This window comes from Chryseobacterium oleae (genome assembly GCF_900115055.1).
In the GTDB taxonomy this organism is placed as follows: domain Bacteria; phylum Bacteroidota; class Bacteroidia; order Flavobacteriales; family Weeksellaceae; genus Chryseobacterium; species Chryseobacterium oleae.
On the sequence record NZ_FOVD01000007.1, the window covers coordinates 198,024 to 221,082 of the forward strand.

Below are 23,059 nucleotides of genomic sequence, written 5' to 3' on the forward strand. Positions count from 1 at the left end.
CCATGAAAAATTCCATGAGCCTTTACGATAAAAGTAATTGTAATGAACTTTTTTTAAAATAAATCAATGTATGCCTTTACAACAAAGGGCTTTCCTAAAAAAGCCCCTGCTGATCAATCAAACGTATCGGGACTTAGTTTTTAATAATTTTCTTAGAAAAAACCTGTCCGTTCTTTAACTTTAATTCTACAATATAAATTCCATTCGGAAGTCCGTTCATATGGATCTGGTTATTGGAAAACTGGATATTATTCAGTTTCTGTCCTACCATATTGATGACACTGACGCTTTCGATCAATGCATCTGCTTTGATATTAAGAACACCGTTCGTAGGGTTTGGATAAAATCCTACTGCTGATGTATTTTTGATGATATCTGATGTTCCTAAAGCAGAACCTGTCTTGATGCATCTTACTGCAGACCCCTGCCCTCTCATCGCTCCTGAAGAAGGATTGGCAATAGTAGCCCCTATGTATAGGTATTTCCCACCTGAGTTGGAGGTGTCAGAGCTCCAGAAATATCCTCTTTGCCCTGCGAACGTAAGGGCTCCGTTGGAAGAGCTTCTGTATCCTGATGCAGGCAGCTTCAGGTAACTGTTGTAGGCCGTTCCCGGATTTGCAATATGATCTGACTCCACAGCGGCTGCCCACTCAGCCTGGGAAGGCATTTTCCAACCCGGTCCTACAGCCATACAAGGATCTACTCCTACATTGTTGGAAACATTCGCTGCATTGGAAGCCGTCCATTTGTCGGTAGCGGCAAAAGTACTCCACCATGATCCGATGATGAAAGCATTAGAACCAGCCAGTCCGTCCGGTGAATTCGGTGTTGTAGGCGCTGCCGTAGCCGAATTTCTCAGCTGGTGACCATCATCCCATCTTCCCCACTGGAAAAGATCTCCGTACGATGCTTCATCCCCTAATGAAGATGCTACCTGGGAACTTCCAAGGTTCTGTTGCATCCAGATATTTCCCTCGGCTCCTCTTACCGTTGAATACGTTACCGTTTGTCCACGATAAGTAAAAGTTACACAACCCGTATCTCCTGCATTGTTTCCAGGATCTGTATTGGTGCATCCCGGAGGCGTTCCGTTCAGTGGAATTCTTTTCACTTTGGTACCATCTTCTGAATAAGCAAGTACTAAATAATTATTAGCCTTATCAATTGCAAGGTCATTATATTTAGCTTCTCCTGTGGAAATAAAATCTCCACCATAGGTTACCCAATTCTGCGCAGCAGTATCGAATTTATAGACCGTATTTCTTAATAAGTCGTTGTCTTCAAAACGGCTGGCTACTACAAAAGGCTCTCCGGATGCCGTCACTGTAATCGCTACATGCTGTACTCTCCCACTAGAAAAATCAGCCTGACCAAGCTGTATCCATGCATTTCCGTTAAATTTCTTAACGTTAAGTTTCTGACCGTTTGCTGAACTGGCAACGTAAGCCACATAAAGATTATTGTTACCATCGATCGCAATATCAGAGGTATACTGTTCTGAAGAAGAAGCCGCATCTACGATCGTTCCTCCCACCAATGTCCACGTATCTGTAGCTACCGCTGATGTACTGTTCTCATATACTCTTACACCCGATGCGATATTGCATGTATAAATTTTCTGATTGGACCCAATCACCATTTCTGCAAATGATGCTCCGTTTGAAAAGCCTGTATTTCCTACCTGCTCCCAGGCTCCGTTTGCATAACGTTGTACAGTTCCTGAGTTCTGTCCCCCGAATGTAAACAGTACATTGGATGGAGAAACCGCGGAAGCATGATAGTTGGCAGCAGATTCCGTAGCTTTTGGAAGCTGTGTCCATGAAGTACCGTTAAACTGACGGACTGCAATTCCGGATCCCGGATATCCTACCTGATTGGTGTAAAAAATATTTCCTAAACCGTCAAGAGATAATGAATTAAAGGTTGCTGTACCCTCTGTAATTCCTGCTGTACCTCCTACATAAGACCATGAAGTCCCGTTGAATTTCTGCACAGAACCTTTAGCCACTGAGGTATCATAATAAGAAAGATAATAGTTCCCAGCCTGATCTACTGCCAGATTGTTATAGCTGCTTCCTCCTGCTGAAACTCCCTGCGCACCTCCTACATCTTCCCATTGCTGGGCATATAGATAACTTCCTGCGATGGTTAGCAAGGCCAAACCTGCTCCTATTTTACGGATCGCAAAATGTAAATTTTGAAACATATCTAATATTATTTTTAATTATTCTAAATTTAATTTAATTTTGCGCAAAATTACTTTACATTCTTAACCCTGAGTTATCATTTCCAAACTTTTTGTTATCTGATGTAAGGCTTTTGTTTCAAATTGTACCCTACCCGTAAAATCATTTCCTATGAAGAATCTCTCCAGGAATGGACTGTTATTCAGTTCCGACAACATCAAGATCGTCATGCAGGAAGACCCACAGCCTGAAAAGTTTTCAAGATTGCATATGATTGAAAGCAGGGCAAGTTTCAGCCTCCTTTTTCTGCTAAGTCCCAATATTAAACTGGAAGCCAATGACTGTGAGACCAAATTTCTGTTCAGGAAAAACCAGTATATTCTTCATTATTCATCACAGGAAAGTACCGCAGAGCTTTGGACAGAAAGCCAGGAAGCCTTAAAATATTTTCAGATTCAGATTAATTATCAATATATTTTTAACCTCATCGATCCGGAATCGAGCAAGGAAAATGCAGATATTCTGGAAAACATGATCCGGAACAATTATATTTTTCTTCATCAAAGAACGCCACCTTATATGACTGTGGAAATGCATATGATCCTGAACGAGCTGATCAGTTATTCTAAAAAAGGAATGGTGCAGCGGTTATTTGTAGAAGCCAAGATCATTAAGCTGCTAATTTTAATTTTTGAACAGTTCAATGAAAAAAACACCATACAGACGGAGCCTGGAACTTCGTTTGTGATTAAAAAATTCATTGATGAAAATTATCATAAAAATATCCGTGCGGAAGATATCGGAAAGCTTACCGGAATCAATCAGAATAAGATCAGGAAAGAATTTAAAGCCCAATATCAGATGACGGTTTCCGATTATATTTCAGAACTGAGAATGCTGAAAGCGAAGAAAATGATCATCGACAAAGGTATTATGATCAAAGAAATTGCGATTGAATGCGGCTATGAATATGTGCAGAACTTCACCCGGGCATTCAAAAAAAAATTCGGGGTTTCTCCGGAAAAACTGAGAAACGGATAATAAATAGAAAAACCGCCTAAAAAATTAAGCGGTTTATATATGTTGTTTTGCTTTGATATTACTTTTTCAGAATTAAGGTGAAAAAGCAATGACAGTCAATTAATGATGATGTCCGTGATCGTGTAGGAAAGGTCCGTTTCCTTTAGGATTGCTGAAGACTACTTCTACGCCTTCCTGCTCATTAAGTTCTTTTCTTCTGATATCTTCAGGATCAAAAGGTTTTACTTTTCCGAAATATTCTTTCAGACCTTCAGTTAACCACATAGGGATTACCAAACCGAAGAACATGAAGATACACCAGAACCCTACTAAGAACATAATTATAAAGAATACAGTCCATAGGAACTGGTAGAACGGCCAAAATGCTGATAAAATCGTTATCATTCTCTTAAAGATTTTAGGCAAAAATAGGACTTTTTTGCGTTGTACACAAAACATACACGCCCTATTTTCTAATTTATTTTGATTTTAAACTAATTAATGGGCAAGATCAGCGAAGAAGTCATTGCCTTTATCGTCCGTAATGATGAACGCCGGGAAGTCTTTTACTTCGATCTTTCTTACTGCTTCCATCCCTAATTCAGGGAAGTCTACGATATCCACAGACACAATATTGTCTTTGGCAAGAATCGCTGCCGGTCCGCCGATAGATCCCAGATAGAAGCCTCCGTATTTACCGCAAGCCGTGGTCACGTCTTTACTTCTGTTTCCTTTGGCCAGCATGATCATGCTTCCGCCATGGCTCTGGAACTCGTCTACATAAACATCCATTCTTCCGGCAGTGGTAGGTCCGAAACTTCCTGAAGCCATTCCTTCCGGAGTTTTTGCAGGTCCTGCGTAATAGATCGGGTGATTTTTGAAATATTCCGGCATCGGTTGTCCGCTGTCGATGATTTCTTTGATTTTTGCGTGGGCAATATCTCTGGCAACGATAAGCGTTCCGTTTAATTTTAATCTTGTTTTGATAGGATATTTAGACAGCTCAGCCAATATCTCAGGCATTGGCTTGTTCAGATTGATTTCAACAGCTTCCTCCAGGTGTGGTGGCGTATCCGGTAAGAATCTCTTCGGATTTTCTTCCAACTGCTCTAGGAAAATACCTTCTTTTGTAATTTTCCCTTTGATATTTCTGTCTGCAGAACATGAAACTCCCATTCCTACAGGGCAAGAAGCAGCATGACGCGGAAGCCTGATCACTCTTACATCATGGGTAAGGTATTTCCCTCCAAACTGTGCTCCGATAGCACTTTCCTGGCAGATTTTCTGAACTTTAGCTTCCCATTCAAGGTCTCTGAAAGCTTGTCCGCCTTCATTTCCTTCTGTCGGAAGGTTGTCGTAATATTTTGCAGATGCTTTTTTCACAGCAGCAAGATTCGCTTCAGCAGAAGTTCCCCCGATGACAAGCGCCAGGTGATAAGGCGGGCATGCAGCCGTTCCAAGGTCTGAGATTCTTTCTTTTACAAATGCTTCAAGAGACTTTTCATTCAATAATGATTTTGTCTTTTGGTATAAGAATGTTTTGTTGGCAGATCCTCCTCCTTTCGTTAAAAACAAAAATTCGTAATAATCTCCTTTTTTAGCATAAATATCAATCTGTGCCGGAAGATTAGAACCGGAATTCTTTTCGTCAAACATCGTCAAAGGAACCACCTGAGAATATCTTAGGTTTCTTTTCTGATAAGTATTGTAAATTCCTTTGCTCAGGTATTCTCCGTCATCCACTCCTGTGTAAACACTTTCTCCTTTTTTACCCATGACAATCGCCGTACCTGTGTCCTGGCAAGAAGGAAGAGCGCCTTCCACCGCCACAGCAGCATTCTGCAAGAGATTGTAAGCAACGAACCTGTCGTTATCTGTAGCTTCCGGATCATCGATGATTTTTCTGAGACTTTCAAGGTGAGAAGAACGAAGCATGAAAGAAACATCCGCCATAGCTTCTTCGGCCAAAAGCTCCAGTCCTTTCGGATCAATGGTTAAGATCTCTCTTTCTCCTAATTGTTCAACCTTTACATAGTCTGATGTCAATTTTTTATACACCGTATCATCTTTCTGGATCGGATACGGATCCTGATATCTAAAATCCATTCAATTTTTGTTTGTGCAAAAATACGTCATCCTTAAAAAAACATGAGTAAAATCACTCATCCATATTGATATTTATAATGGTTATAAATTGCGGGATTCTGCGTTTATGATTAACTTTATAAAAATTTCAATCACAATGAATTACAGAATAGAAAAGGATACTATGGGGGAGGTTCAGGTGCCTGCTGACAAGTTTTGGGGAGCACAGACTGAACGTTCAAGAAACAATTTTAAGATCGGACCTGAGGGTTCTATGCCTCACGAAATCATTGAAGCTTTTGCATTTTTAAAGAAGGCAGCTGCTTATACCAATACGGATCTTGGTGTTCTTCCCGCAGAAAAAAGAGATATGATCGCTAAAGTATGTGACGAAATCCTGGAAGGAAAACTTAACGACCAGTTTCCTCTGGTGATCTGGCAGACGGGTTCAGGGACACAGTCCAATATGAATATCAATGAAGTGGTTTCCAACAGAGCTCACGTAAATAATGGCGGAACTTTAGGCGATAAATCTGAAATTCACCCGAATGACGATGTGAACAAATCCCAGTCTTCCAATGATACTTACCCAACGGCAATGCATATTGCTGCTTACAAAAAAGTGGTTGAAGTAACGATTCCGGCTGTTGAAAAATTAAAAAATACAATTGCAGCAAAGGCGGAAGCATTTAAAGATATTGTAAAAATCGGGAGAACTCACCTTATGGATGCCACTCCCCTTACGCTTGGACAGGAATTTTCAGGCTACAAAGCTCAGCTTGAATATGGTCTGAAAGCGTTGAAAAACACCCTTCCTCACCTTTCTGAACTTGCTTTGGGCGGAACTGCCGTAGGTACGGGACTAAACACCCCAAATGGTTATGATGTAAAAGTTGCTGAATATATTGCGAAGTTTACCAATCACCCGTTTGTTACAGCTGAGAATAAATTTGAAGCTCTGGCTGCTCACGATGCTATTGTGGAATCCCACGGTGCTTTAAAACAACTGGCTGTTTCTTTATTCAAGATAGCTCAGGATATCAGATTGCTGGCTTCAGGTCCACGTTCGGGAATCGGGGAAATTCATATTCCTGAAAATGAGCCGGGATCTTCTATTATGCCCGGGAAAGTAAATCCTACGCAGAATGAAGCAATGACTATGGTTTGCGCTCAGGTTCTTGGAAATGATACGACAATCTCTTTTGCAGGAACTCAGGGGAATTATGAGCTTAATGTGTTCAAACCTGTTATGGCGTACAACTTCCTTCAGTCTGCTCAGTTAATCGCGGATGCATGTATTTCATTCAATGATCACTGTGCGGAAGGTATTGAACCGAATCATGAGAGAATTAAAGAACTGGTAGACAAATCATTAATGCTTGTTACCGCCTTAAATACCCACATAGGTTACGAAAATGCAGCGAAGATTGCAAAAACAGCCCACAAAAACGGAACGACTTTAAAAGAAGAAGCTGTAGGCCTTGGCTTTTTAACAGCTGAGCAGTTTGACGAATGGGTGAAGCCGGAAGATATGGTGGGAAGCCTTAAATAGATAAAGGTTTGGGAGATGGACGATGGAGGCTGGAAGATACTATTCGCCATTAATTTTTAAGAGATCCCTTACAATATATCAAGTGTGATTTAAGAATTAATAAAAATGCTTTGTAGTATGTTTTAGACCATAACAACTTTAATTTCCCTTACATTTAAATAGATTGAACAATAAGAAAACCTCAGAAATTCTGGGGTTTTTATTTTTAGTAAAACACTGACGTACAATTTTTTATAAAAACATATGCTATAATTTTATTTTTTCCTATATTAGTGATATACAAAACTTAATCTATGAAAAATTTAAAAAAATTACACAGAGATCATTTAAGAGAAGTAATGGGAGGACATACATGCCCGAACAATCTCGTTCATGTAGAGTTTAACGGCTATCATGCATGCTGCCTGAATATGCCTCCTGAAGGAAATCCGTGCAAAGGAAAATTCTGCTTTATTCCTGAGGGAATGTGTTCCAGTGAACCTATGTAAGATAAAACGCTAATTAGACTATTTCCCTATGAAAAATTTAAAAAAACTAAACAGAAATCTCTTAAAAGAAGTTCTAGGAGGGCACACCTGTCCGGGTACTACGATTCATTTACAATATAACGGGTATCATGTCTGCTGCATCAGAATGCCTCCCGGTGGTAATCCATGTAAAGGGACATTATGTCTTATTGAAGAAGGAACGTGTTCAGGAGATCCAATGTAAAATAAAACTTTAATTAAACTATTTTCCCATGAAAAACCTGAAAAAATTCAACAGAGCCAGCCTGAAAGAAGTATTTGGAGGGGCTGTTGTTCCACGCTGTCCGCCGAACTGGTATCTTGTCCAATATAACGGTTATTACGCATGCTGTAGCGTTCCTACAGACAATCCCTGCCAGGGAATGTGTATGGTGCATGTTGATATGTGTGCTACACCGATCGAGGAAGATCCTATTTAAAATAATTGATGGAAAGGCCGGAACTTGTTTCCGGCCTTTTTATTTATCCTGAAAATTCATCCAGCATATTTCTGGTAGGAACAAAGAAAAGCGTTCCGGTAACTGCTGTACTGAAATCTAAAATTCTGTCGTAATTGCCCGGTGGATCTCCGATGAACATATTCGTCAGCATTTTCTTCGTTGTGCTGAATGTACTGGCATAAGCTATGAAATACGTTCCGAACTCATTGGAAGAAGGGTTTCCGAAAGGCATATTGTCTCTTACAATCTTAAGCTCTTCCCCGTTTTCCCCTTCAATATTAGCCAAAGCAATATGGGAATTGGATGGTTTTACAGCATCCGACATTTCTATATCATTTTCTTTTGACCTTCCGATCACTTTTTCCTGCTCTTCTGTGGACAGCCCTTTCCAGGCATCCATATTGTGAAGGTATTTCTGAACAAATAAGTAGCTGCCGCCCTTATACTGAAGATCTTCATCCCCGATTTTTGCAAAATAATCCCGGTCTTCTCCATGCGGATTTTCAGTTCCATCTACAAAGCCAAGAATAGAACGGGCATCCCAATATTTGAATCCATGGATTTCAAGAATACTTTCGGCAACGGAGCTCAAAAGTTTTGAGATCTCTATCGCCATATCGAAAATAAGACTTTTATTATCTGCTCTCAGATGAAAATGAAGATCTCCGGGCGTAGAAACGGCCGTATGTTTTACGCCTTTAATTTCTTCAAAACTGATCAGTTCTTTCGGCAACGGTGTCGGAAGTTCCAGTTTTTTCCAGGCATCAGCACCAATTCCCATCACGCAGCTTACTCTACTGTCCGGAAACCTGTTAAAAGCTGAATTATTAAGATTGAGGACCAAAGCACAAAGCTGCTGGAAAACATCTTTCAGCTGCGGGCTGTTATTCAGTTTCCACACCATGAAAATAGTGTTGCTGTTAGGATAGTCTGTGACGTTTTGTGATTCTATACTCATTATTTTTTATATCAGTTAAACTTCTGCCGGCGTAGACACCTGATCTGCAAAATACTGTTCAAGATCCTTCAATGTTTCCGGATTGGTCTTGATGTCTTTCACAAGCTGTCCTTTATTCACAACAACAATTCTGTTACAGACTTCTGTCGTATGGGAAAGGTCATGGCTAGAGATCAGAAAAGTAACCCCATCCTGCTTTGAAAGTTCTTTAATTAAGTTTTTAAGTTTAATCTGGGTTGATGGATCCAGATTCGCAAAAGGTTCATCTAAGATAATGATTTCCGGATTTCCGATGACAGCTCCTATGATTCCTACCTTTTTCTGGTTTCCTTTTGATAAATCACGGACATATTTTCCAGAATTAAGAATTTCTCCATTGAAAAAATCATGGAAAGGTTTTAAAAATTCGTCTACAGAAGCTTTATTCTGCCCTCTCAGTTCTCCGATGAAATAGAAATATTCTTCAGGCGTCAGATAGCCGATCAGGAAAGTATCATCTACAAAAGCAGACACTTTGTTTTTCCAGGCTTCAGATTCATTGACTTTAATATCCTCGATGCTTACAAAACCTGTCGTAGGCTGGATCAGATCAAGCATAAGACTAAAAAGCGTCGTTTTCCCGGCTCCATTATTTCCTACCAGCCCAAAAGTTTCACCGTTAGGAATTTCAAGATGCTCAATATTAAGAACTGTAGCAGTTCCGTAGGTCTTGGATAAGTTATTGATGGTAATCATAATTTAGTCTTTGTTTTTAAATGCGTCCAGCGTACTGTATTTTTCGCGTTTGTATTGTTTAACGATGATATCGAATATTCTTTCTCTCAGCATAAATCCTACAAGTCCCAAAATAGCAATGCTTACAACACCTGCCGTGATTCCAAAGAAGTATTTTGACAGAGCAAAAACGCCCATAGGAAGTAACATTTTCGGAATCAGAAGGAGCATAGATTTCAGATTAAAACTGTTTTTCTGTCCTATCCTTTTTTCTTTTGAATTAAGATCGATCTGCGTTTTATTATACGCACCAGACCATAGGGTAAGCTGGGAATTCACCCCGATATTATAAATCCCTGCTGCAAAAAATGTGATATAAAGCTCCCAACCAAAATAGGCGTAAAATAAGGCAATGATAATTGAAGCTGCTGTCATGATGTTGATCAGCCACCATTTTGCTTTGAGATATTCTTTGTAAGGAACATTCAGAGTCATCATTAAGGGGTAATAAGAACTGTCGAACGAAGGAACTCTCTGCCCGAAAAGAAACTGAAAACCTCCGGTCACAAACAGCCCCATAAACATCATCATGGCCGGTGTTTTGTAAATTGTAGAAGAGAACATCAGCAATCCGTAGAAAAGGAAGAAAAAACTTCCGATCAGAATTCCTTTGGTGACTTTATTCCTTCTCAGCATTTTGATATCGTTGTTGATAAATGTTCCGATGACACCGTATTTATTTAGGAAGGCAATATTTTCAGTTTTCCCAAACTGCTTCTTCGCTTCGAGTCCCTGATCCAGATAGAATTCTTTACGAACGTAGCTGAAACAGATTCGCCATAAGCCAAAGAACAGAACAATTGGAATTATAATCCAGTAAGGAGTCTGGTAGAAACTATAAATAAATTTTTCCGAGTAAGAAAGTACGGGTACAATATTGTAATAGCCAAGCGCACCCACCCCGGCAAATACACAGCCTATGATGATCGCAATCGTTTCTTTATCATTGAACTGGATATTGATAAAATTATTCAGATAAAATAAAAAGGAAATTCCGATGAACCAGGTTAAAATACCTACAATACTGTATCCATTGAACATTGCAATGATCGAAAATGTAATGAAGAACAGGGAATTCAGCCAGCTCAATGCGGAAAGAAAGGTTTTCACAAGCATATAATTGACCAGCGTATTTTTGGGAATATTCTGGGTCAGGAAAGGCTTGATATTCTGGGTGGACATTTCCTGCCAGATATACTTGAAAATCAAATCTGCAGCCCATGCTATTACTAAAAATTTTGAAACAACTTTTAAAGGATCCTGATGCATTTCGTCCCGTACGTAGAAGAACACTGCAAAAGCGCCTCCTGCCAGACAGGCCATAAAATAAAGGATTCCTATAAAACGAAGGATTTTCATGGCCAGATTCACGCCTACAGAAGTACCGCGGAAAAAGCTCTTGATTTCCAGTCTGAGGAACTTTAGAAACATATCTTAGTTTTTTTATATTAGTAAATATAAAGTAAAATATGTTACAGTTTTTTAGCCAATTAACTCTTTTGCCTGTGCCAGAGCAGCCTCAGTAATTTTGCTTCCGGACAGAAGCTGGGCGATTTCGTTTAGTTTTTCTTCGTCATTCAGAGGAATGATGGTAGATTGTGTTTTGCCGGAAATATCACGTTTTACAACTTTATAATTGTCATTTCCTTTGGCTGCAACCTGTGCGAGATGGGAAATAACGATAAGCTGCATATCCGCAGACATTTCTCGCATCAGATTTCCTATTTCTTCGGCTACTTTCCCTGAAACTCCGGTATCAATTTCATCCAGAATCAGGGTTGGAAGTTCATCGCTCTCTGCAATGATCTTTTTCACCGCAAGCATTACTCTGGATCTTTCACCACCGGAAATAGCCGTCTGGATAGGTTTTAAAGGAAAACCTGAGTTAGCCTGGAAGAGTAACTGTATATTTTCTTTTCCGAATGCATTAAACTCAGCTGTATCCTGAAGTTCAATATCCACTTTCGCTTTTTCAAGACCCAGTTTTTTCAGAAGCCCTTCTGCTTTTTTGATGAAGACAGGAACGGATTTTTTTCTGTTTTTTGAGAGTTTTTCAGCAAGAGTCTGAAGTGTTTTTTCTTTTTTGGAAATATTTTCCTCAATCTCCGCAATATGATCTTCGAGTTCCGAAGCACCTTTCTGCTCACCTGCCAGCTGATCTCTGAGCGCTTTCAGTTCATCCAGATCAGAAACACTATGCTTCAGAAATAAAGCATTGATTTTATTATTAAGCTCAACAAGAATCGCGAGATTGGCCGGATTGATTTCTATTCTTTCCGATTCATTTTCAAGTTCGGAAATGATGTCTTTCAGTTCTACAAAAGAGGTTTCCAGCCTTTCATCAAGTTCTGAAAAACCATTGGATACTTCTGCAATTCTGGAAAGTTTATGTTTAGCTTCGTTAAAAAACGACAGAATTCCTACTTCTTCCTGATGAAATCTGGAAAGGATCTGTACCAGATTTTCGGAAATCATCTCCGCATTTTCCTGAATAGATAACTGATTCTGAAGGTCTTCATAATCTACATCATCCAGTTTCAGTTCTTCCAGTTCGTTCAGGAGAAAATCTTTGTAATCACTTTCTTTTCTGTTCTCAGAAAGCTGGGTCTGAAGTTTTTTAAGCTGTATTTTTAAACTCTGGTAGTCTGAAAATTCATTCTGATAGTCTTCAATGCCCTTCTTGTTTTCAGAAAGTCCGTCAATAATTTTAAACTGATATTCTGAAGTAAAAAGGTTAGAAGTTTCAAACTGGGAATGAATATCGATCAGTTTTGAAGACAGTTCTTTAAGCACATCAAGGGTCACCGGCACATCATTAATGAACGCCCTGGATTTCCCCGAAGGAAGAATTTCCCTTCTGATGATGGTGTGATGCTCATAGTCCAGGTCATTTTCGATAAAGAATTTTTTGAACTGGTTATTGAGATCAAATTCGGTCTCTACAATGCTTTTCTCTTCCGATTTGGAAATAGATTTTACTTCTGCCCTTTCGCCAAGGATCAGCCTTAAGGCCCCTAAAATAATGGATTTACCAGCTCCGGTCTCCCCGGTAATTACCTGCAAACCGTTATTCAGTGATACTTCAAGGGTATCAATCAGGGCAAAATTTTTAATGTAAATTCTCGAAAGCATGGATTAGCTGATTACTTTAAGTAATGCAAATATAGAATTTAGTATTCGGTATTCAATGGCTAAAGCCGGTGGATTTTATTTCCACTTGCTCCATTTATTCTCAGAATATTTGGGCGTAAAGATCATCATCAGCTGCTTAAGGTCATTCATGACAAGCCCTCCATTGTTTCCTGAATTGAAAACATTGAAAATTTCGTCACTTTTATTATCTAAGAAAAGATTGAAGTAATAAGACTGCTGGAATGAGTTTTCATACATTTTCAACTGCATGAGTGCGTCAAAGATCACTTTTTTTGCGGCCGTCTGATCCTGATTGAACAGATTATCCAAACCTGCCCTGTGATAGGTATACATCGTAGACCTTAATTGGCTCCAGTTCGGATTGATGATCTCATTGATCAGTATGGTACGGCTTCGCGGCTCATTGATGACATTCCACCCTTCATAGTTTCTGTTCTGCGAATTTTGAGCAATTTGCTGTGCTTTTGAGAACCATGCCGTTCCTCCCATAGACTGGAAGCTGTCTGCATCATACCCTAAGATGACATAAACATAAAAACTGATCACATCAATAAGATTTTTTCCAGAAAACTGTCTTTCATTAAACACCAGGTTTTCATTTTCCACATATTCAAATGCAAATCTCTGGTCCTGAAGGTTGACTAACGGTGACTCATAACTTGTATTGTACACCGGACGCACAGCCTGGATCACAATGCTTCCTTTAAAACGGTTTCCGTCTCTTTCAGCAACTACGACTGCAAAATTACATTTGATCTTCTCGAAATTCTGAAGCTTTTTCCCCGTCCAGCTGGTATTGTTGATAAAGTCTCTAAGACTTTTCTCCAGCGCTTTATAGGCCTGCTGGTTACTTCCTCCCAGCTGTTGGGAGTTGATCTGTACTGTTGCAAGCAGTTCCTGGGAAAAACTCAGATTATATATAAAAAGCAGCAAGAATAGGCTTATGATTTTTTTCATTATCTATTAAAAATTGAGAACGGAAATTTATTAAAATTATTTTAAAATCTGAGACTCAACAAAATCCAGAATATCTTTAGCCACTTCATCTTTGGACTTCAGGTCGAATTCCTGTTTTCCAGTTTTGGTAAATATCTTGATTTTATTGGTGTCATTTTTAAAGCCTGCGCCTTCATCACGAAGGGAGTTCAGGACGATCATGTCAAGGTTTTTCTTTTCCAGCTTTCCTTTCGCATTTTCTTCTTCATTCTGGGTTTCCAGCGCAAAGCCTACCAGAAACTGATGGGTTTTCTTTTCGCCCATGGTTTTAAGAATGTCCGGGTTTTTCACCAGTTCGATGGTTAAATTATCATCATTCTTTTTAATTTTCTCTTTTGCCACCTCTTTTGGAGCGTAGTCCGCTACTGCAGCGCTCGCAATACCAATATCCACGCGGTCATAAAATTCAAAAACTTTATTCAGCATTTCTTTGGCAGAGGTTACTTTATGGAGTTTAATATTCTTATCAGTAGTCGTCTGAGAACTAGGTCCGGAGATCAGGATCACTTCTGCCCCTCTCTTTGAAGCTTCTTCCGCAAGAGAGAACCCCATTTTCCCGGAGGAATGATTCCCGATAAATCTTACAGGATCAATGGCTTCATAAGTAGGACCGGCCGTGATCAGCACTGTTTTTCCTTCAAGGCTTTTGCTGTGATTTTGCGAAGTAAAAAATTGGTCAACGGTTTTAAAAATCGTCTCCGGTTCCGCCATTCTTCCCTGCCCGATCAGGCCGCTGGCGAGCTCACCACTTTCTGCCGGAATGATAAAATGTCCGTAATCTTCCGCCATTTCAAGATTCTGCTTGGTGGAAGGATGCACATACATATCAAGATCCATGGCTGGAGCGATAAATATGGGGCATTTCGCAGACATATAGGTGGCAATCACCAGGTTATCACACATTCCGTGGATCATCTTGGCTAATGTATTGGCCGTGCATGGCGCAACGATGATGACATCTGCCCAAAGGGCCATTTCCACATGACTGTTCCAGGTACCGTTATCACTGTAAAAATCTGAATATACAGGCTTTTTTGAAAGCGTTGAAAGACTTAGTTTCGTTACAAACTGTTCTGCATCGGGCGTCATAATCACCTGAACTTCGGCACCTTTTTTCACAAAATCCCGGATCAGGAAATGAATTTTATAGGCCGCAATTCCTCCAGAAACAGCGATAAGTATCTTTTTACCGGAAACACTCATTTAGTTTTAATTTTTGAAATACTAAATTACTTATTTTTTCGCACAAAGACGGGTACAAACAGACAAAGGTCATAAAAGAATTGAATTCCCTTATGACCTTCATATGATTAAAAACAAAAATAATTATTTTCTGTCTTCTGTCTTTCTGAAATAGATATCTTCATTCAGCCATTCTTCGATAGCAATAGAAGTAGGCTTAGGAAGTTTTTCGTAATGTTTAGAGATTTCAATCTGTTCTCTGTTTTCGAAAACTTCTTCCAATGTAGAATTGTGCACAGCAAACTCGTCTAATTTATTGTGAAGTTCCGTACGGATCTCCGCGTTGATCTGCTCTGCTCTCTTTCCCATGATAACAATAGCTTCATAGATTGAACCTACTTTATCTTCAATCTTGTCTTTATCGTAAGTAATAGTATTTACTTCTGCTTTTGTATCTTTTACACTCATTTTGAGAAAATTATTTTATTTTAAGATGGCAAATTTACGAATTATCTTTGGATTTTGAAAGTGGCCGCCGGAGGAGGGGTACTAAGTGCCGCACTATCCCTCTGGATCTGCATTGCCTTCTTTTCATTGCTGATCTGATCTTTGATCTGCTGCTCCGTTTTATTTTTTTCAGCCGTCTTTTCCGCCTCTTTTTTCTGTCTTGCCGTTAATGCTGCAATTCTTGCATCATTTTGTTTTTTTACAACTGCAAAATTGATTTTTTCCTTTTCCAGTTTTGTTCTCAGATCCAATGCTGTTTTGGAATATTCTGTATTCGGAAGTTCTTTTTCTACCACTCTGGTATAAGCCAAAGCACTTTCTATACGCTCTCCTTTAAGGTCATAGACTGATTTTGCAGCCAGTTCATAGCGGGATTTCATGATAAAGTCATAGATCTTCGGACGAAGTTTTGTACTTGGAAAATCTTCCAGTACGTTTTCTAAAGCCACATTAGCCGCTTTATACTCACCCATTTTGAAATACTGTCTTGCATTTTCGTATGCTTTGAATTCTAATTTATAAGACAGTTCATCCACCAGCTGGCTGATATTTTTAGATCGCTCAGAATTAGGATAATTCGTCAGGAAGTCCTGAAGCTCATTGATCGCTGTTTCTGTAGTAGACTGGTCCAGATTATAATCCATAGAACCTTCGTAGTAGCATAATGCAGACATATATGCAGCTTCTTCAGCTCTTGGGTCTTTCGGGAAGTTTACGGCAAAGTTTTTAAACTGGTGTCCTGCCAGTTTATAGCTTTTCTCATAATAATTGGCATAAGCAGTATTAAAACCTACGTTTGGAAAATCATCCGTTCCCGCTACCAGGTTAGTCAACCTGTCATAGAGAGCTAATGCATTTTTCCAATTCTTTTTGGCGAAATTTTCATTCGCTGCTTTTAAGATGACGTTCTTGTCAGCACTCTTCATTGCCCTTTCCTGCTGGCTTACGCATGAAGAAACAACTGCTACAGCAAAAAGACCTAAAATATATTTTTTCATATAAAAAATTCAACAGTTTTCGGATTCTACAGCCGATTTACTAATTTGCAAAAATATAACTTTTTTGTCAATAGATTTTTTTTTATGAATATTTAACGTAAATTTAGTCTGCAGCGTATCCCAAAATGGCAAAAACACTGAGCAAAAGATTCATTCTTACTTTTTTCTCCGCTTCTTTTGTATAAGCTTCCTCATTTTTACTCGGAACATACAGCTCGTAGAAATTTTTATTCCGGATAACAAATAATGTAGAACCAATGATCATCGTCAGGATATCTTCAGGCTTGGGAGTGAAAGTAAATACGCCCGAAGCCACACCTTTTTTAATCACATCATCCAGTTTCTTTACAAACAGCTGATAGAAGTCCAGCAGCTCGTCTTTTAAATTTTCCGTATGTCTGAGCTCCTGAGTGACAAATCCGTGGAAATAATTATATTTGAATAGTTGGGAAACAATATATTTGATGATCTCTCTCAGCTGCATTTCCGGTTTACCGTCTTTAATGGTATCTGCAAATTCTGAAAAGTTCTCTCTGGTCTTCAGCACCCGGTACTGATAGAGGTAAGACATCATTTTTTCTTTGGAACCAAAGTAATAGGAAATCATGGCCACATTGATATTGGCCTTGGAACAGATATCTCTTACAGAAGTTCCCTCATACCCTTTCTTGGCAATAAGTTCCTCTGCAATGTCCAGAATATGGATCTGTTTTTCCGTAAATTTTTTTCTCATGAAGTGCACTTTGAGTAAAGTTAAGAAATTTTTAACACAATTATAAACGTTCGTTTAATAATTTTAAATTAATTTTCTGAATAATCGTACTTTTGTTAATGGATTTTTTTGATTTTCACCACCATAAGAAGAATACGCTCTATGGGATTTACAATATAGACTTCGGAACGGTTCCCCCGGAATCTCCTTATTCTATAGGCATACATCCTAAAGATATCACTGTGGATTCTGTGGAGGAACAGTTCAGCTGGCTGGAATCAAACATCACTGAAAACTGCCTTGCCATCGGAGAATGCGGGCTGGATTCCATGGTTCCGATTCCTCAAAAGATCCAGGAACAGATTTTTTTAAGACAGATTCTTATTTCCAACGAGATCAAAAAACCTCTGATTATACACTGTGTAAGAAAGTTTTATGAGGTGATTTCTTTTAAAAAGAAAGCCAGACAGGCCGTTATTATTCATGGTTTCAACAAAAAGGAACGTATTGCGGAAGACCTGCTGAAAAATAATTTTTATTTGAGTTTTGGAAAAGCTGTTTTGTATCATTTATCTTTGCAGGAAATTGTAAGGAATACTCCCCTGGACAAAATGTTTTTAGAAACTGATAATGAATGCTTTAATATTGAAGAATTGTATTCAAAAGTTTCGGAGTTAAAGGGGATTTCTTTGGAACAACTGAACGAACAGATTTTAGAAAATTTAGACACGATAAAGAATGGATAAGTACTGGCTGGAGAGAACGGAGCTCCTGATGAAAGAAGAAGGACTGGAAAAGCTTAATAAGGCCAATGTCCTGGTTATAGGTTTAGGAGGCGTAGGTTCTTTCGCTGCAGAATTTTTGGCCAGAGCAGGTGTGGGACATATGACGATTGTAGACGGCGACACCGTAGACATTACAAACATCAACAGGCAACTTCCGGCATTGCGCTCGACAGTAGGACAGCATAAAGTAGAAGTCGTGGCAGAAAGACTATTGGACATCAATCCGGATCTTAAATTAATCAAAATCAATGAATTCCTGAATCCGGAAAGAATGGACGAAGTGCTTGATTCTGATAAATTTAATTATATCTTAGACTGTATTGACAGCATTACGCCAAAACTGTTTTTAATTAAAGCCGCCAAAAGAAGAAAAATAAAACTGGTGAGCTCTATGGGAGCCGGCGGAAAAACAGATCCAAGTAAGGTCATGGTAAGAGACATCAGCAAAACGCAGAACTGTTTCCTTGCCAGACAAATCAGAAAAAGACTTAAAAAAGAAAATATCAATAAAGGTTTCAGATGTGTTTTTTCCAATGAACTTCAACAGGAGGAAAGTCTGAAATTAACAGACGGGGCCAACTATAAAAGGTCTTTCTACGGCACTATCAGCTATATTCCTGCGATCTTCGGATTGTATGCAGCTGCTGAAGTGATTAATTATTTAGTGAAACAAGATTAATGAGCTACACCTACTCCAGAGAAGAAAAACTCAAGAAAAACACTGAGATTGCTTTACTTTTTGACAAAGGTAAATGGAGAACCTGTGGAAATCTAAGGATTATCATTCTGAAAGATAAACCCAACCTGCAGGTAGACAGCCATAAATTTGGAGTTTCTGTTTCTAAAAGATATTTTAAGAAGGCGGTGCACAGAAATCGTGTCAAAAGGCTTTTAAGAGAATGTTACCGTCTGAATAAAGATTTATTTAAAGAGGCTTTCGGAGAAAAAACGCTGGCGATGATGTTTTGGGTTTCACCTGAAATGCCGGCTAAGTTTCAGGATGTAGAGGAGCAGTTTATTAAGCTGTGCCAGATGCAGAAAAGATCTTAATAATGTAACAATGGAGCAGTGTAAAAGTTTACCAATGAAATAATGCGTAAGATGTGAGGCTTTTTATTTTTCCCCGCTGATTAGACATATTTCACTGAGGAAAGCTGAAAACTGAGACTTGTTTTTGCTTAATGCTTTTTTATTTTTTCACCACGGATTACACAGATTTTCACAGATGGGAAGGGGGAAATAAATGTTCCTTCTCCAAAATATACCGTCACTTTTTTCTGTCACGATGCACGAAATTTTATAAAGGAATTCGGGTATTTGTCTATTAAAAAAATGATAGAGGTTTAAATTTTTGTAAAAACTTGTATAGTTTTTGTAATTTTAGGGAAAACAATAAATCTGAAAATTAAAATGTTAGATCATATTCCCTACCTCTCTTACGTTCTGAGTGCCTTTATCGGTATCGGGTTGGCAGCGGCAACCGGCTTCAGAGTTTTTCTGCCAATGTTTGCGGTAAGTCTCGCTTCTTATTTCCACTGGATCCCGATGAATGAGCATTTTGAATGGCTTTCCGGCCTTCCTGCACTTATTACCACCGGTATTGCGACTATCGCTGAGATATTAGCGTATTACATCCCTTTTGTAGATCATTTGCTGGATACCATTTCGGTTCCTCTGGCGACTGTAGCAGGCTCTGTTTTATTTGCCAGTCAGTTTGCAGATCTGGGAACTTTTCCACAGTGGGGTCTTGCACTGATTGCCGGGGGAGGAACTGCAGCTACGATAAGTTCGGGTTTTGCGGGGATTCGGGCGGCTTCTACCGCTACAACGGGTGGTTTGGGAAATTCGGTGGTGGGAACTACTGAAACAGCCGGAGCGGGCATTATGTCCATACTGGCAATGGCAGCACCGGTGATTGCGGCTTTGTTTGCTGTTATTCTGATTATTCTGATCGTTGTTTTCGGCCGGAAAATATGGCGGAAATTCAGGAAAAAAAATGTAGAACAGCTTTAATTCTTACATTGAAGATTCGCTTTGGGGCTATCTTTGAGAATTATTGAACGGACTCTTTCTGTATTTTCTCTGGATTTCAGAAGGCAGTAGAATTTAAACACCTTTGTTAAAAGACTAACATCATTGTTGGGAATAAGGGCCTCAAATTTTTTCAGACTTTCTACAGCTTCTTTATTTTTTTTAAGCTGCTCATAATTGAACACACTTAGCAACAGTAATTTTGTCCTGTCTGTAGGAGCAAAGGTCTCTTTTCCATTCTCATCCTCAATGGTTTCAAAAGCTTTTTCGGGATCTATTTCAGCTGTGAGCTGTACTGTTTTATGGGTTTCCTCAAGAGCTTTTTGATTCTGTCCGGTCGCCATAAAAGATTGGATTTTAATATTTTTATAGGTCAATATCTCAAAGTCATCCAATTCTGTATTCTTCTCCGCTAAGTTAATCGTATTCAGAGTCTCTGCATATTTTTTCTTGGCAAAAAGAAGTTGAGTTTTATTGAAAAGAGCAAGGCTGTTTTGAGGATCCGATGCCAGAATTTTGTTATTGATTTTTAAAGCATCTTCATTCTTTCCGGACGATGTAAGGTCAGCTGCTTTATTCAGCTGAATATCTCTATTTTCGGCAGCAGTGGTGTTTCCTGAAAGGTATTTGGTCACCAAGGACTTAAATTCCTGTGACATGGCCTGGTAATACTCAAGATACTTAACATCATAGAAAGAATTGGGTTTTCCGTCTGATTCAAGAAATTTTTCGAAATTATGGGTAATCAGTTCTACCTGAAACTCTCCTTTCACATAATGTATGGTAGCTGCGCAGGAAAAATTATAATTCCTGTCTTTTGTTTTATTTATTTTTTGAAAAATGACTACCGATTCTATTTTTTCAAATGAAGTAAAGGAAGATGATGATTCATTCCAGTCTTTATTTTTAAATAGTGCTGCCCTTGGTATTTCAAGGAGTCTCGTGATCACGGTTTCTTCCTTAAGGTTCTTTGCAGGAACTGTAAATTCATGAGTCAAAGTAGCTACGGGAAATACTTCACCCGGATTTACCTGTGCCGAAGCAAAGGATAAACAAGCAAACAGAAAAATACAGACTAAGCGTACAATCATTTATTTTCCGCTTTTGATGATATTCACCTCTTCAATTCTGCTGTCGAAATAAGCAACTCTTTCAGGATATTTTTTCTTTAAAATACCAAAGGCTTTAATGGCTTTTGAATACAGTTTTTGTTCCAGATACAGATTGGCCAGTGTTTCTGTCATCAGGTGAGAAATATCATCGTTCTTTTCTCTGACAACATAGGTACTTTCGTCTCTTAACTGACTGATCTTAGGATTGTTTTCGATAAAGGCTTCAATAACCTTTTCCTGGATAGGGATTATTTCTTCTTCTACCTCTTCTTTCTGTACAACAACCTCTTCTTCTGCTGGTCGGTCTATTTTAAGCCAGCTCTGCCATGTATTGATAAAACCGGGAACATTGCTGTCAGACGGTGTCTGTACAGTATTCTGAGCTTTAACTTCCTGAACGGGCTCTTCTGGCTGTATGTTTTCTTTTTCTCTTTTTTCTACGGATAAACTTGAGATATCTGAACCGAAGAAAGAAACATTCATCACAGGAGCTTCTTCTCCTTTAGGTGTTTTTATTTCAGTAACTTCTTCAGAGACTTTACCATCTGTATGTTGTTCTTCTATCGTTTCAGGCGTTTCTTCTGCGGCAGGTACAATTTGCTCTTCTGAAACTGTTTCAGCTTCTTTTTGAGGCTCTTCGGTCATTTCTGCAGCAACTTCTTCCTGCTTTTCTTCTACAACAGAGATATCCTCCTGTTTTGGAGCTTCAGTTTTAGGAGCGGGAACTGTCTGTTCTTTGGAGATCATAGAATCCGGTACATTAGATTCCAGGCTCATAGGTTTCCATGCGGAGACTTCCTGAGCGACGATCTTCTGTTCTTCCGATTTTTCTACTATTACTTCCGGCTCTTCATTTTGTATAGGCTGTTCTGTGGTCTCTTCTTGTTTTTCAGGAGCAGATTCCTCAGTCGTTTTCGGTTCTTCTTTTTCAGTGGACCAGAAGTGGAAATTCTGGGTCTCGGCAAAACTGATCTCGTGGTCGGCAGTTTCAGGTTCCTCATGGTCAACCTTTGGAGCTGACTGAGCTTCTTTCATTTTCTTTTCGACCTCTTCGATCAGGCGTCTCATTTCTTCCTCATGCTTATTCACATTCGGTTTAGAGACTTCCGGAGCTATCGCTTCATCATCACTGTTTGCCTGGATTTTAACGTCCGGCAGGAATTCATCCATTCCATGGAAACTGATTTCCGCATGCGGTTCATCTTCATTTTCAGCTTCAGCAATAACTTCAGAGTCCTCCTCTGCTTCAATGACTACCGGTTCTTCAACAGTTTCTTTCTGTTCTTCTGTTTCCGGTTCGATTGCTTCTACTTCGTGGAAGCTTACTTCTTCCTTATTATCGATTTCCTGTTCCTCAACTGGTTCATCGATTTGATCTTCATCAATAATCAATTCAGGAGTGAATTCTACTCCGGCTTCTGAATTTTCTGACGGTTCATTATTTTCTGCTTCTACTTCGTGTACAGATTCTTCTTTAAGATTTTCTGTAACAGGTTCTGTTTTTTGAGTCACAATTACCCCTGATTCCAGTGTGGATTCAAGATCTATGACTTCGGAATGGGTTTCATCCAGGAAGTTTTCTTCTCCTTCAAAAAGAATTCTGTTTCTCTCGCCATCCACATGGATATGTTTGATCTCCTGAACAGGCGGTATCATAGAGGCCACTGCCTCATACTGATCCTGCTTTTTATCGGAAGGCTCTTCTCTCTTTATAGGGAAAGCTTTGTCTTTGTAGGAATATTTCACAGCCTTTTCTGTGGTTTTGGAAGGCTGTTTTTCTTCTGCCGTTTCTGGTTTCGGTTCGCGCTGAATCTTCCCGTTGATCAGCTGATAAAGAAGTTTTTTATCGGTGGTATAGGCCGCCGTTGTAGAAAGTTCTTTCTGATAGTTTTCTTTATCATAAAGGTGTACCCCAAACAAATGAAGTGCCCTGATGTTCTGGACATAAGGAAAAGCATGGATTTCTTCTTTCAAAAGACCGAGATCTTCTGACTGAATATTTTTGGGGTTCTTTAATAATTCTAAAACTCTGGGATTCATC

General features: G+C 39.1%; 23 protein-coding genes. 9 read left to right on the forward strand and 14 right to left on the reverse strand.

Going from position 1 to position 23,059, the window contains the following annotated elements:
• Positions 1 to 133 precede the first annotated feature (133 nt).
• The gene (locus BM143_RS19495) at positions 134 to 2,206 is read right to left on the reverse strand and encodes a T9SS type A sorting domain-containing protein (RefSeq protein ID WP_090026555.1); all 2,073 of its coding nucleotides are present in this window, start codon (positions 2,204 to 2,206) and stop codon (positions 134 to 136) included.
• Positions 2,207 to 2,357: 151 nt separating this feature from the next.
• Here BM143_RS19495 and BM143_RS19500 point away from each other — a divergent pair, with 151 nt between their 5' ends.
• Positions 2,358 to 3,227 (forward strand): helix-turn-helix transcriptional regulator, encoded by an 870-nt coding sequence (locus BM143_RS19500; protein ID WP_090026557.1) that lies wholly within the window; start codon positions 2,358 to 2,360, stop codon positions 3,225 to 3,227.
• Between the two features lie 99 nt (positions 3,228 to 3,326).
• On the opposite strand, the gene BM143_RS19505 is transcribed toward BM143_RS19500, so the two are convergent.
• Both BM143_RS19505 and BM143_RS19510 read right to left on the reverse strand, forming a co-directional pair.
• Entirely contained in the window at positions 3,327 to 3,611 is a 285-nt protein-coding gene (locus tag BM143_RS19505; RefSeq protein WP_175548930.1) for a hypothetical protein, read from the reverse strand.
• Positions 3,612 to 3,704: 93 nt separating this feature from the next.
• Complete coding sequence (locus BM143_RS19510; protein ID WP_034726880.1) at positions 3,705 to 5,312, reverse strand: fumarate hydratase; 1,608 nt, start codon at positions 5,310 to 5,312, stop codon at positions 3,705 to 3,707.
• A gap of 136 nt (positions 5,313 to 5,448) precedes the next feature.
• Between BM143_RS19510 and fumC the strand changes: the two genes are divergently transcribed.
• The 4 genes from fumC (at position 5,449) to BM143_RS19525 (ending at position 7,789) form a co-directional block, all read left to right on the forward strand.
• Positions 5,449 to 6,843, forward strand: a complete 1,395-nt coding sequence (fumC, locus tag BM143_RS19515; protein WP_034726879.1) for a class II fumarate hydratase — start codon at positions 5,449 to 5,451, stop codon at positions 6,841 to 6,843.
• A 293-nt stretch (positions 6,844 to 7,136) separates the two neighbouring features.
• Positions 7,137 to 7,331: a hypothetical protein gene (locus tag BM143_RS19520; RefSeq protein ID WP_047452765.1), complete on the forward strand. Its 195-nt coding sequence runs from the start codon at positions 7,137 to 7,139 to the stop codon at positions 7,329 to 7,331.
• 28 nt (positions 7,332 to 7,359) lie between these two features.
• The gene (locus BM143_RS23790; protein ID WP_139222075.1) at positions 7,360 to 7,554 is read left to right on the forward strand and encodes a hypothetical protein; all 195 of its coding nucleotides are present in this window, start codon (positions 7,360 to 7,362) and stop codon (positions 7,552 to 7,554) included.
• 28 nt (positions 7,555 to 7,582) lie between these two features.
• Positions 7,583 to 7,789, forward strand: coding sequence for a bacteriocin-like protein (locus BM143_RS19525; RefSeq protein WP_090026559.1), 207 nt, complete (start codon positions 7,583 to 7,585; stop codon positions 7,787 to 7,789).
• A 43-nt stretch (positions 7,790 to 7,832) separates the two neighbouring features.
• Here BM143_RS19525 and BM143_RS19530 read toward each other — a convergent pair whose 3' ends face one another.
• The 9 genes from BM143_RS19530 to BM143_RS19570 form a co-directional block, all read right to left on the reverse strand.
• Positions 7,833 to 8,768: a Dyp-type peroxidase gene (locus BM143_RS19530; RefSeq protein ID WP_090026561.1), complete on the reverse strand. Its 936-nt coding sequence runs from the start codon at positions 8,766 to 8,768 to the stop codon at positions 7,833 to 7,835.
• A 15-nt stretch (positions 8,769 to 8,783) separates the two neighbouring features.
• The gene (locus tag BM143_RS19535; RefSeq protein WP_090026563.1) at positions 8,784 to 9,503 is read right to left on the reverse strand and encodes an ABC transporter ATP-binding protein; all 720 of its coding nucleotides are present in this window, start codon (positions 9,501 to 9,503) and stop codon (positions 8,784 to 8,786) included.
• A 3-nt stretch (positions 9,504 to 9,506) separates the two neighbouring features.
• Entirely contained in the window at positions 9,507 to 10,973 is a 1,467-nt protein-coding gene (locus tag BM143_RS19540) for a DUF5687 family protein (protein ID WP_090026565.1), read from the reverse strand.
• 51 nt (positions 10,974 to 11,024) lie between these two features.
• Positions 11,025 to 12,674 (reverse strand): DNA repair protein RecN, encoded by a 1,650-nt coding sequence (locus tag BM143_RS19545; RefSeq protein WP_090026567.1) that lies wholly within the window; start codon positions 12,672 to 12,674, stop codon positions 11,025 to 11,027.
• A gap of 75 nt (positions 12,675 to 12,749) precedes the next feature.
• A complete protein-coding gene (gene porD, locus BM143_RS19550; protein ID WP_090026569.1) occupies positions 12,750 to 13,652 on the reverse strand; it encodes a type IX secretion system protein PorD in 903 nt (300 codons plus the stop codon).
• Positions 13,653 to 13,688: 36 nt separating this feature from the next.
• Positions 13,689 to 14,894, reverse strand: coding sequence for a bifunctional phosphopantothenoylcysteine decarboxylase/phosphopantothenate--cysteine ligase CoaBC (gene coaBC / locus BM143_RS19555; RefSeq protein ID WP_090026572.1), 1,206 nt, complete (start codon positions 14,892 to 14,894; stop codon positions 13,689 to 13,691).
• A gap of 123 nt (positions 14,895 to 15,017) precedes the next feature.
• On the reverse strand, positions 15,018 to 15,341 hold the full coding sequence (locus BM143_RS19560; RefSeq protein WP_027372958.1) for a DNA-directed RNA polymerase subunit omega: 324 nt from the start codon (positions 15,339 to 15,341) through the stop codon (positions 15,018 to 15,020).
• Between the two features lie 41 nt (positions 15,342 to 15,382).
• Entirely contained in the window at positions 15,383 to 16,378 is a 996-nt protein-coding gene (locus BM143_RS19565) for an outer membrane protein assembly factor BamD (RefSeq protein ID WP_090026574.1), read from the reverse strand.
• A gap of 103 nt (positions 16,379 to 16,481) precedes the next feature.
• The gene (locus BM143_RS19570) at positions 16,482 to 17,111 is read right to left on the reverse strand and encodes a TetR/AcrR family transcriptional regulator (RefSeq protein ID WP_034726870.1); all 630 of its coding nucleotides are present in this window, start codon (positions 17,109 to 17,111) and stop codon (positions 16,482 to 16,484) included.
• 98 nt (positions 17,112 to 17,209) lie between these two features.
• On the opposite strand from BM143_RS19570, the gene BM143_RS19575 reads away from it, so the two are divergent.
• From BM143_RS19575 to BM143_RS19590, 4 genes are all read left to right on the forward strand, one after another.
• Positions 17,210 to 17,836 (forward strand): TatD family hydrolase, encoded by a 627-nt coding sequence (locus tag BM143_RS19575; protein ID WP_090026577.1) that lies wholly within the window; start codon positions 17,210 to 17,212, stop codon positions 17,834 to 17,836.
• Entirely contained in the window at positions 17,829 to 18,554 is a 726-nt protein-coding gene (locus BM143_RS19580; RefSeq protein ID WP_034726868.1) for a tRNA threonylcarbamoyladenosine dehydratase, read from the forward strand. The genes BM143_RS19575 and BM143_RS19580 overlap by 8 nt, the downstream gene beginning before the upstream one ends.
• Positions 18,554 to 18,925 (forward strand): ribonuclease P protein component, encoded by a 372-nt coding sequence (rnpA, locus tag BM143_RS19585; RefSeq protein ID WP_090026579.1) that lies wholly within the window; start codon positions 18,554 to 18,556, stop codon positions 18,923 to 18,925. Before BM143_RS19580 ends, rnpA begins: the two co-directional genes overlap by 1 nt.
• Before the next feature lie 360 nt (positions 18,926 to 19,285).
• The gene (locus tag BM143_RS19590) at positions 19,286 to 19,888 is read left to right on the forward strand and encodes a DUF4126 domain-containing protein (protein WP_090026581.1); all 603 of its coding nucleotides are present in this window, start codon (positions 19,286 to 19,288) and stop codon (positions 19,886 to 19,888) included.
• On the opposite strand, the gene BM143_RS19595 is transcribed toward BM143_RS19590, so the two are convergent.
• Entirely contained in the window at positions 19,885 to 20,997 is a 1,113-nt protein-coding gene (locus BM143_RS19595) for a tetratricopeptide repeat protein (RefSeq protein ID WP_090026584.1), read from the reverse strand. The genes BM143_RS19590 and BM143_RS19595 overlap by 4 nt on opposite strands.
• Positions 20,998 to 23,058 carry a hypothetical protein gene (locus BM143_RS19600; RefSeq protein ID WP_090026586.1) on the reverse strand — a complete coding sequence of 687 codons (2,061 nt, stop codon included), beginning with the start codon at positions 23,056 to 23,058 and terminating at the stop codon, positions 20,998 to 21,000.
• Between the last annotated feature and the right edge of the window lies 1 nt (position 23,059).

Bases quoted from the DNA above. Each gene is read 5' to 3' on its own strand.
- BM143_RS19600 (WP_090026586.1), bottom strand. From the start codon at position 23,058: ATGAATCCCAGAGTTTTAGAATTATTAAAGAACCCCAAAAATATTCAG.
- BM143_RS19520 (WP_047452765.1), top strand. From the start codon at position 7,137: ATGAAAAATTTAAAAAAATTACACAGAGATCATTTAAGAGAAGTAATG.
- fumC (WP_034726879.1), top strand. From the start codon at position 5,449: ATGAATTACAGAATAGAAAAGGATACTATGGGGGAGGTTCAGGTGCCT.
- BM143_RS19560 (WP_027372958.1), bottom strand. From the start codon at position 15,341: ATGAGTGTAAAAGATACAAAAGCAGAAGTAAATACTATTACTTACGAT.
- BM143_RS19525 (WP_090026559.1), top strand. From the start codon at position 7,583: ATGAAAAACCTGAAAAAATTCAACAGAGCCAGCCTGAAAGAAGTATTT.
- BM143_RS19510 (WP_034726880.1), bottom strand. From the start codon at position 5,312: ATGGATTTTAGATATCAGGATCCGTATCCGATCCAGAAAGATGATACG.
- BM143_RS19595 (WP_090026584.1), bottom strand. From the start codon at position 20,997: ATGATTGTACGCTTAGTCTGTATTTTTCTGTTTGCTTGTTTATCCTTT.
- BM143_RS19505 (WP_175548930.1), bottom strand. From the start codon at position 3,611: ATGATAACGATTTTATCAGCATTTTGGCCGTTCTACCAGTTCCTATGG.
- BM143_RS19545 (WP_090026567.1), bottom strand. From the start codon at position 12,674: ATGCTTTCGAGAATTTACATTAAAAATTTTGCCCTGATTGATACCCTT.
- BM143_RS19580 (WP_034726868.1), top strand. From the start codon at position 17,829: ATGGATAAGTACTGGCTGGAGAGAACGGAGCTCCTGATGAAAGAAGAA.
- BM143_RS19575 (WP_090026577.1), top strand. From the start codon at position 17,210: ATGGATTTTTTTGATTTTCACCACCATAAGAAGAATACGCTCTATGGG.
- BM143_RS19590 (WP_090026581.1), top strand. From the start codon at position 19,286: ATGTTAGATCATATTCCCTACCTCTCTTACGTTCTGAGTGCCTTTATC.
- BM143_RS19495 (WP_090026555.1), bottom strand. From the start codon at position 2,206: ATGTTTCAAAATTTACATTTTGCGATCCGTAAAATAGGAGCAGGTTTG.
- rnpA (WP_090026579.1), top strand. From the start codon at position 18,554: ATGAGCTACACCTACTCCAGAGAAGAAAAACTCAAGAAAAACACTGAG.
- BM143_RS19540 (WP_090026565.1), bottom strand. From the start codon at position 10,973: ATGTTTCTAAAGTTCCTCAGACTGGAAATCAAGAGCTTTTTCCGCGGT.
- BM143_RS19565 (WP_090026574.1), bottom strand. From the start codon at position 16,378: ATGAAAAAATATATTTTAGGTCTTTTTGCTGTAGCAGTTGTTTCTTCA.
- BM143_RS19570 (WP_034726870.1), bottom strand. From the start codon at position 17,111: ATGAGAAAAAAATTTACGGAAAAACAGATCCATATTCTGGACATTGCA.
- coaBC (WP_090026572.1), bottom strand. From the start codon at position 14,894: ATGAGTGTTTCCGGTAAAAAGATACTTATCGCTGTTTCTGGAGGAATT.
- BM143_RS19530 (WP_090026561.1), bottom strand. From the start codon at position 8,768: ATGAGTATAGAATCACAAAACGTCACAGACTATCCTAACAGCAACACT.
- BM143_RS19535 (WP_090026563.1), bottom strand. From the start codon at position 9,503: ATGATTACCATCAATAACTTATCCAAGACCTACGGAACTGCTACAGTT.
- porD (WP_090026569.1), bottom strand. From the start codon at position 13,652: ATGAAAAAAATCATAAGCCTATTCTTGCTGCTTTTTATATATAATCTG.
- BM143_RS19500 (WP_090026557.1), top strand. From the start codon at position 2,358: ATGAAGAATCTCTCCAGGAATGGACTGTTATTCAGTTCCGACAACATC.
- BM143_RS23790 (WP_139222075.1), top strand. From the start codon at position 7,360: ATGAAAAATTTAAAAAAACTAAACAGAAATCTCTTAAAAGAAGTTCTA.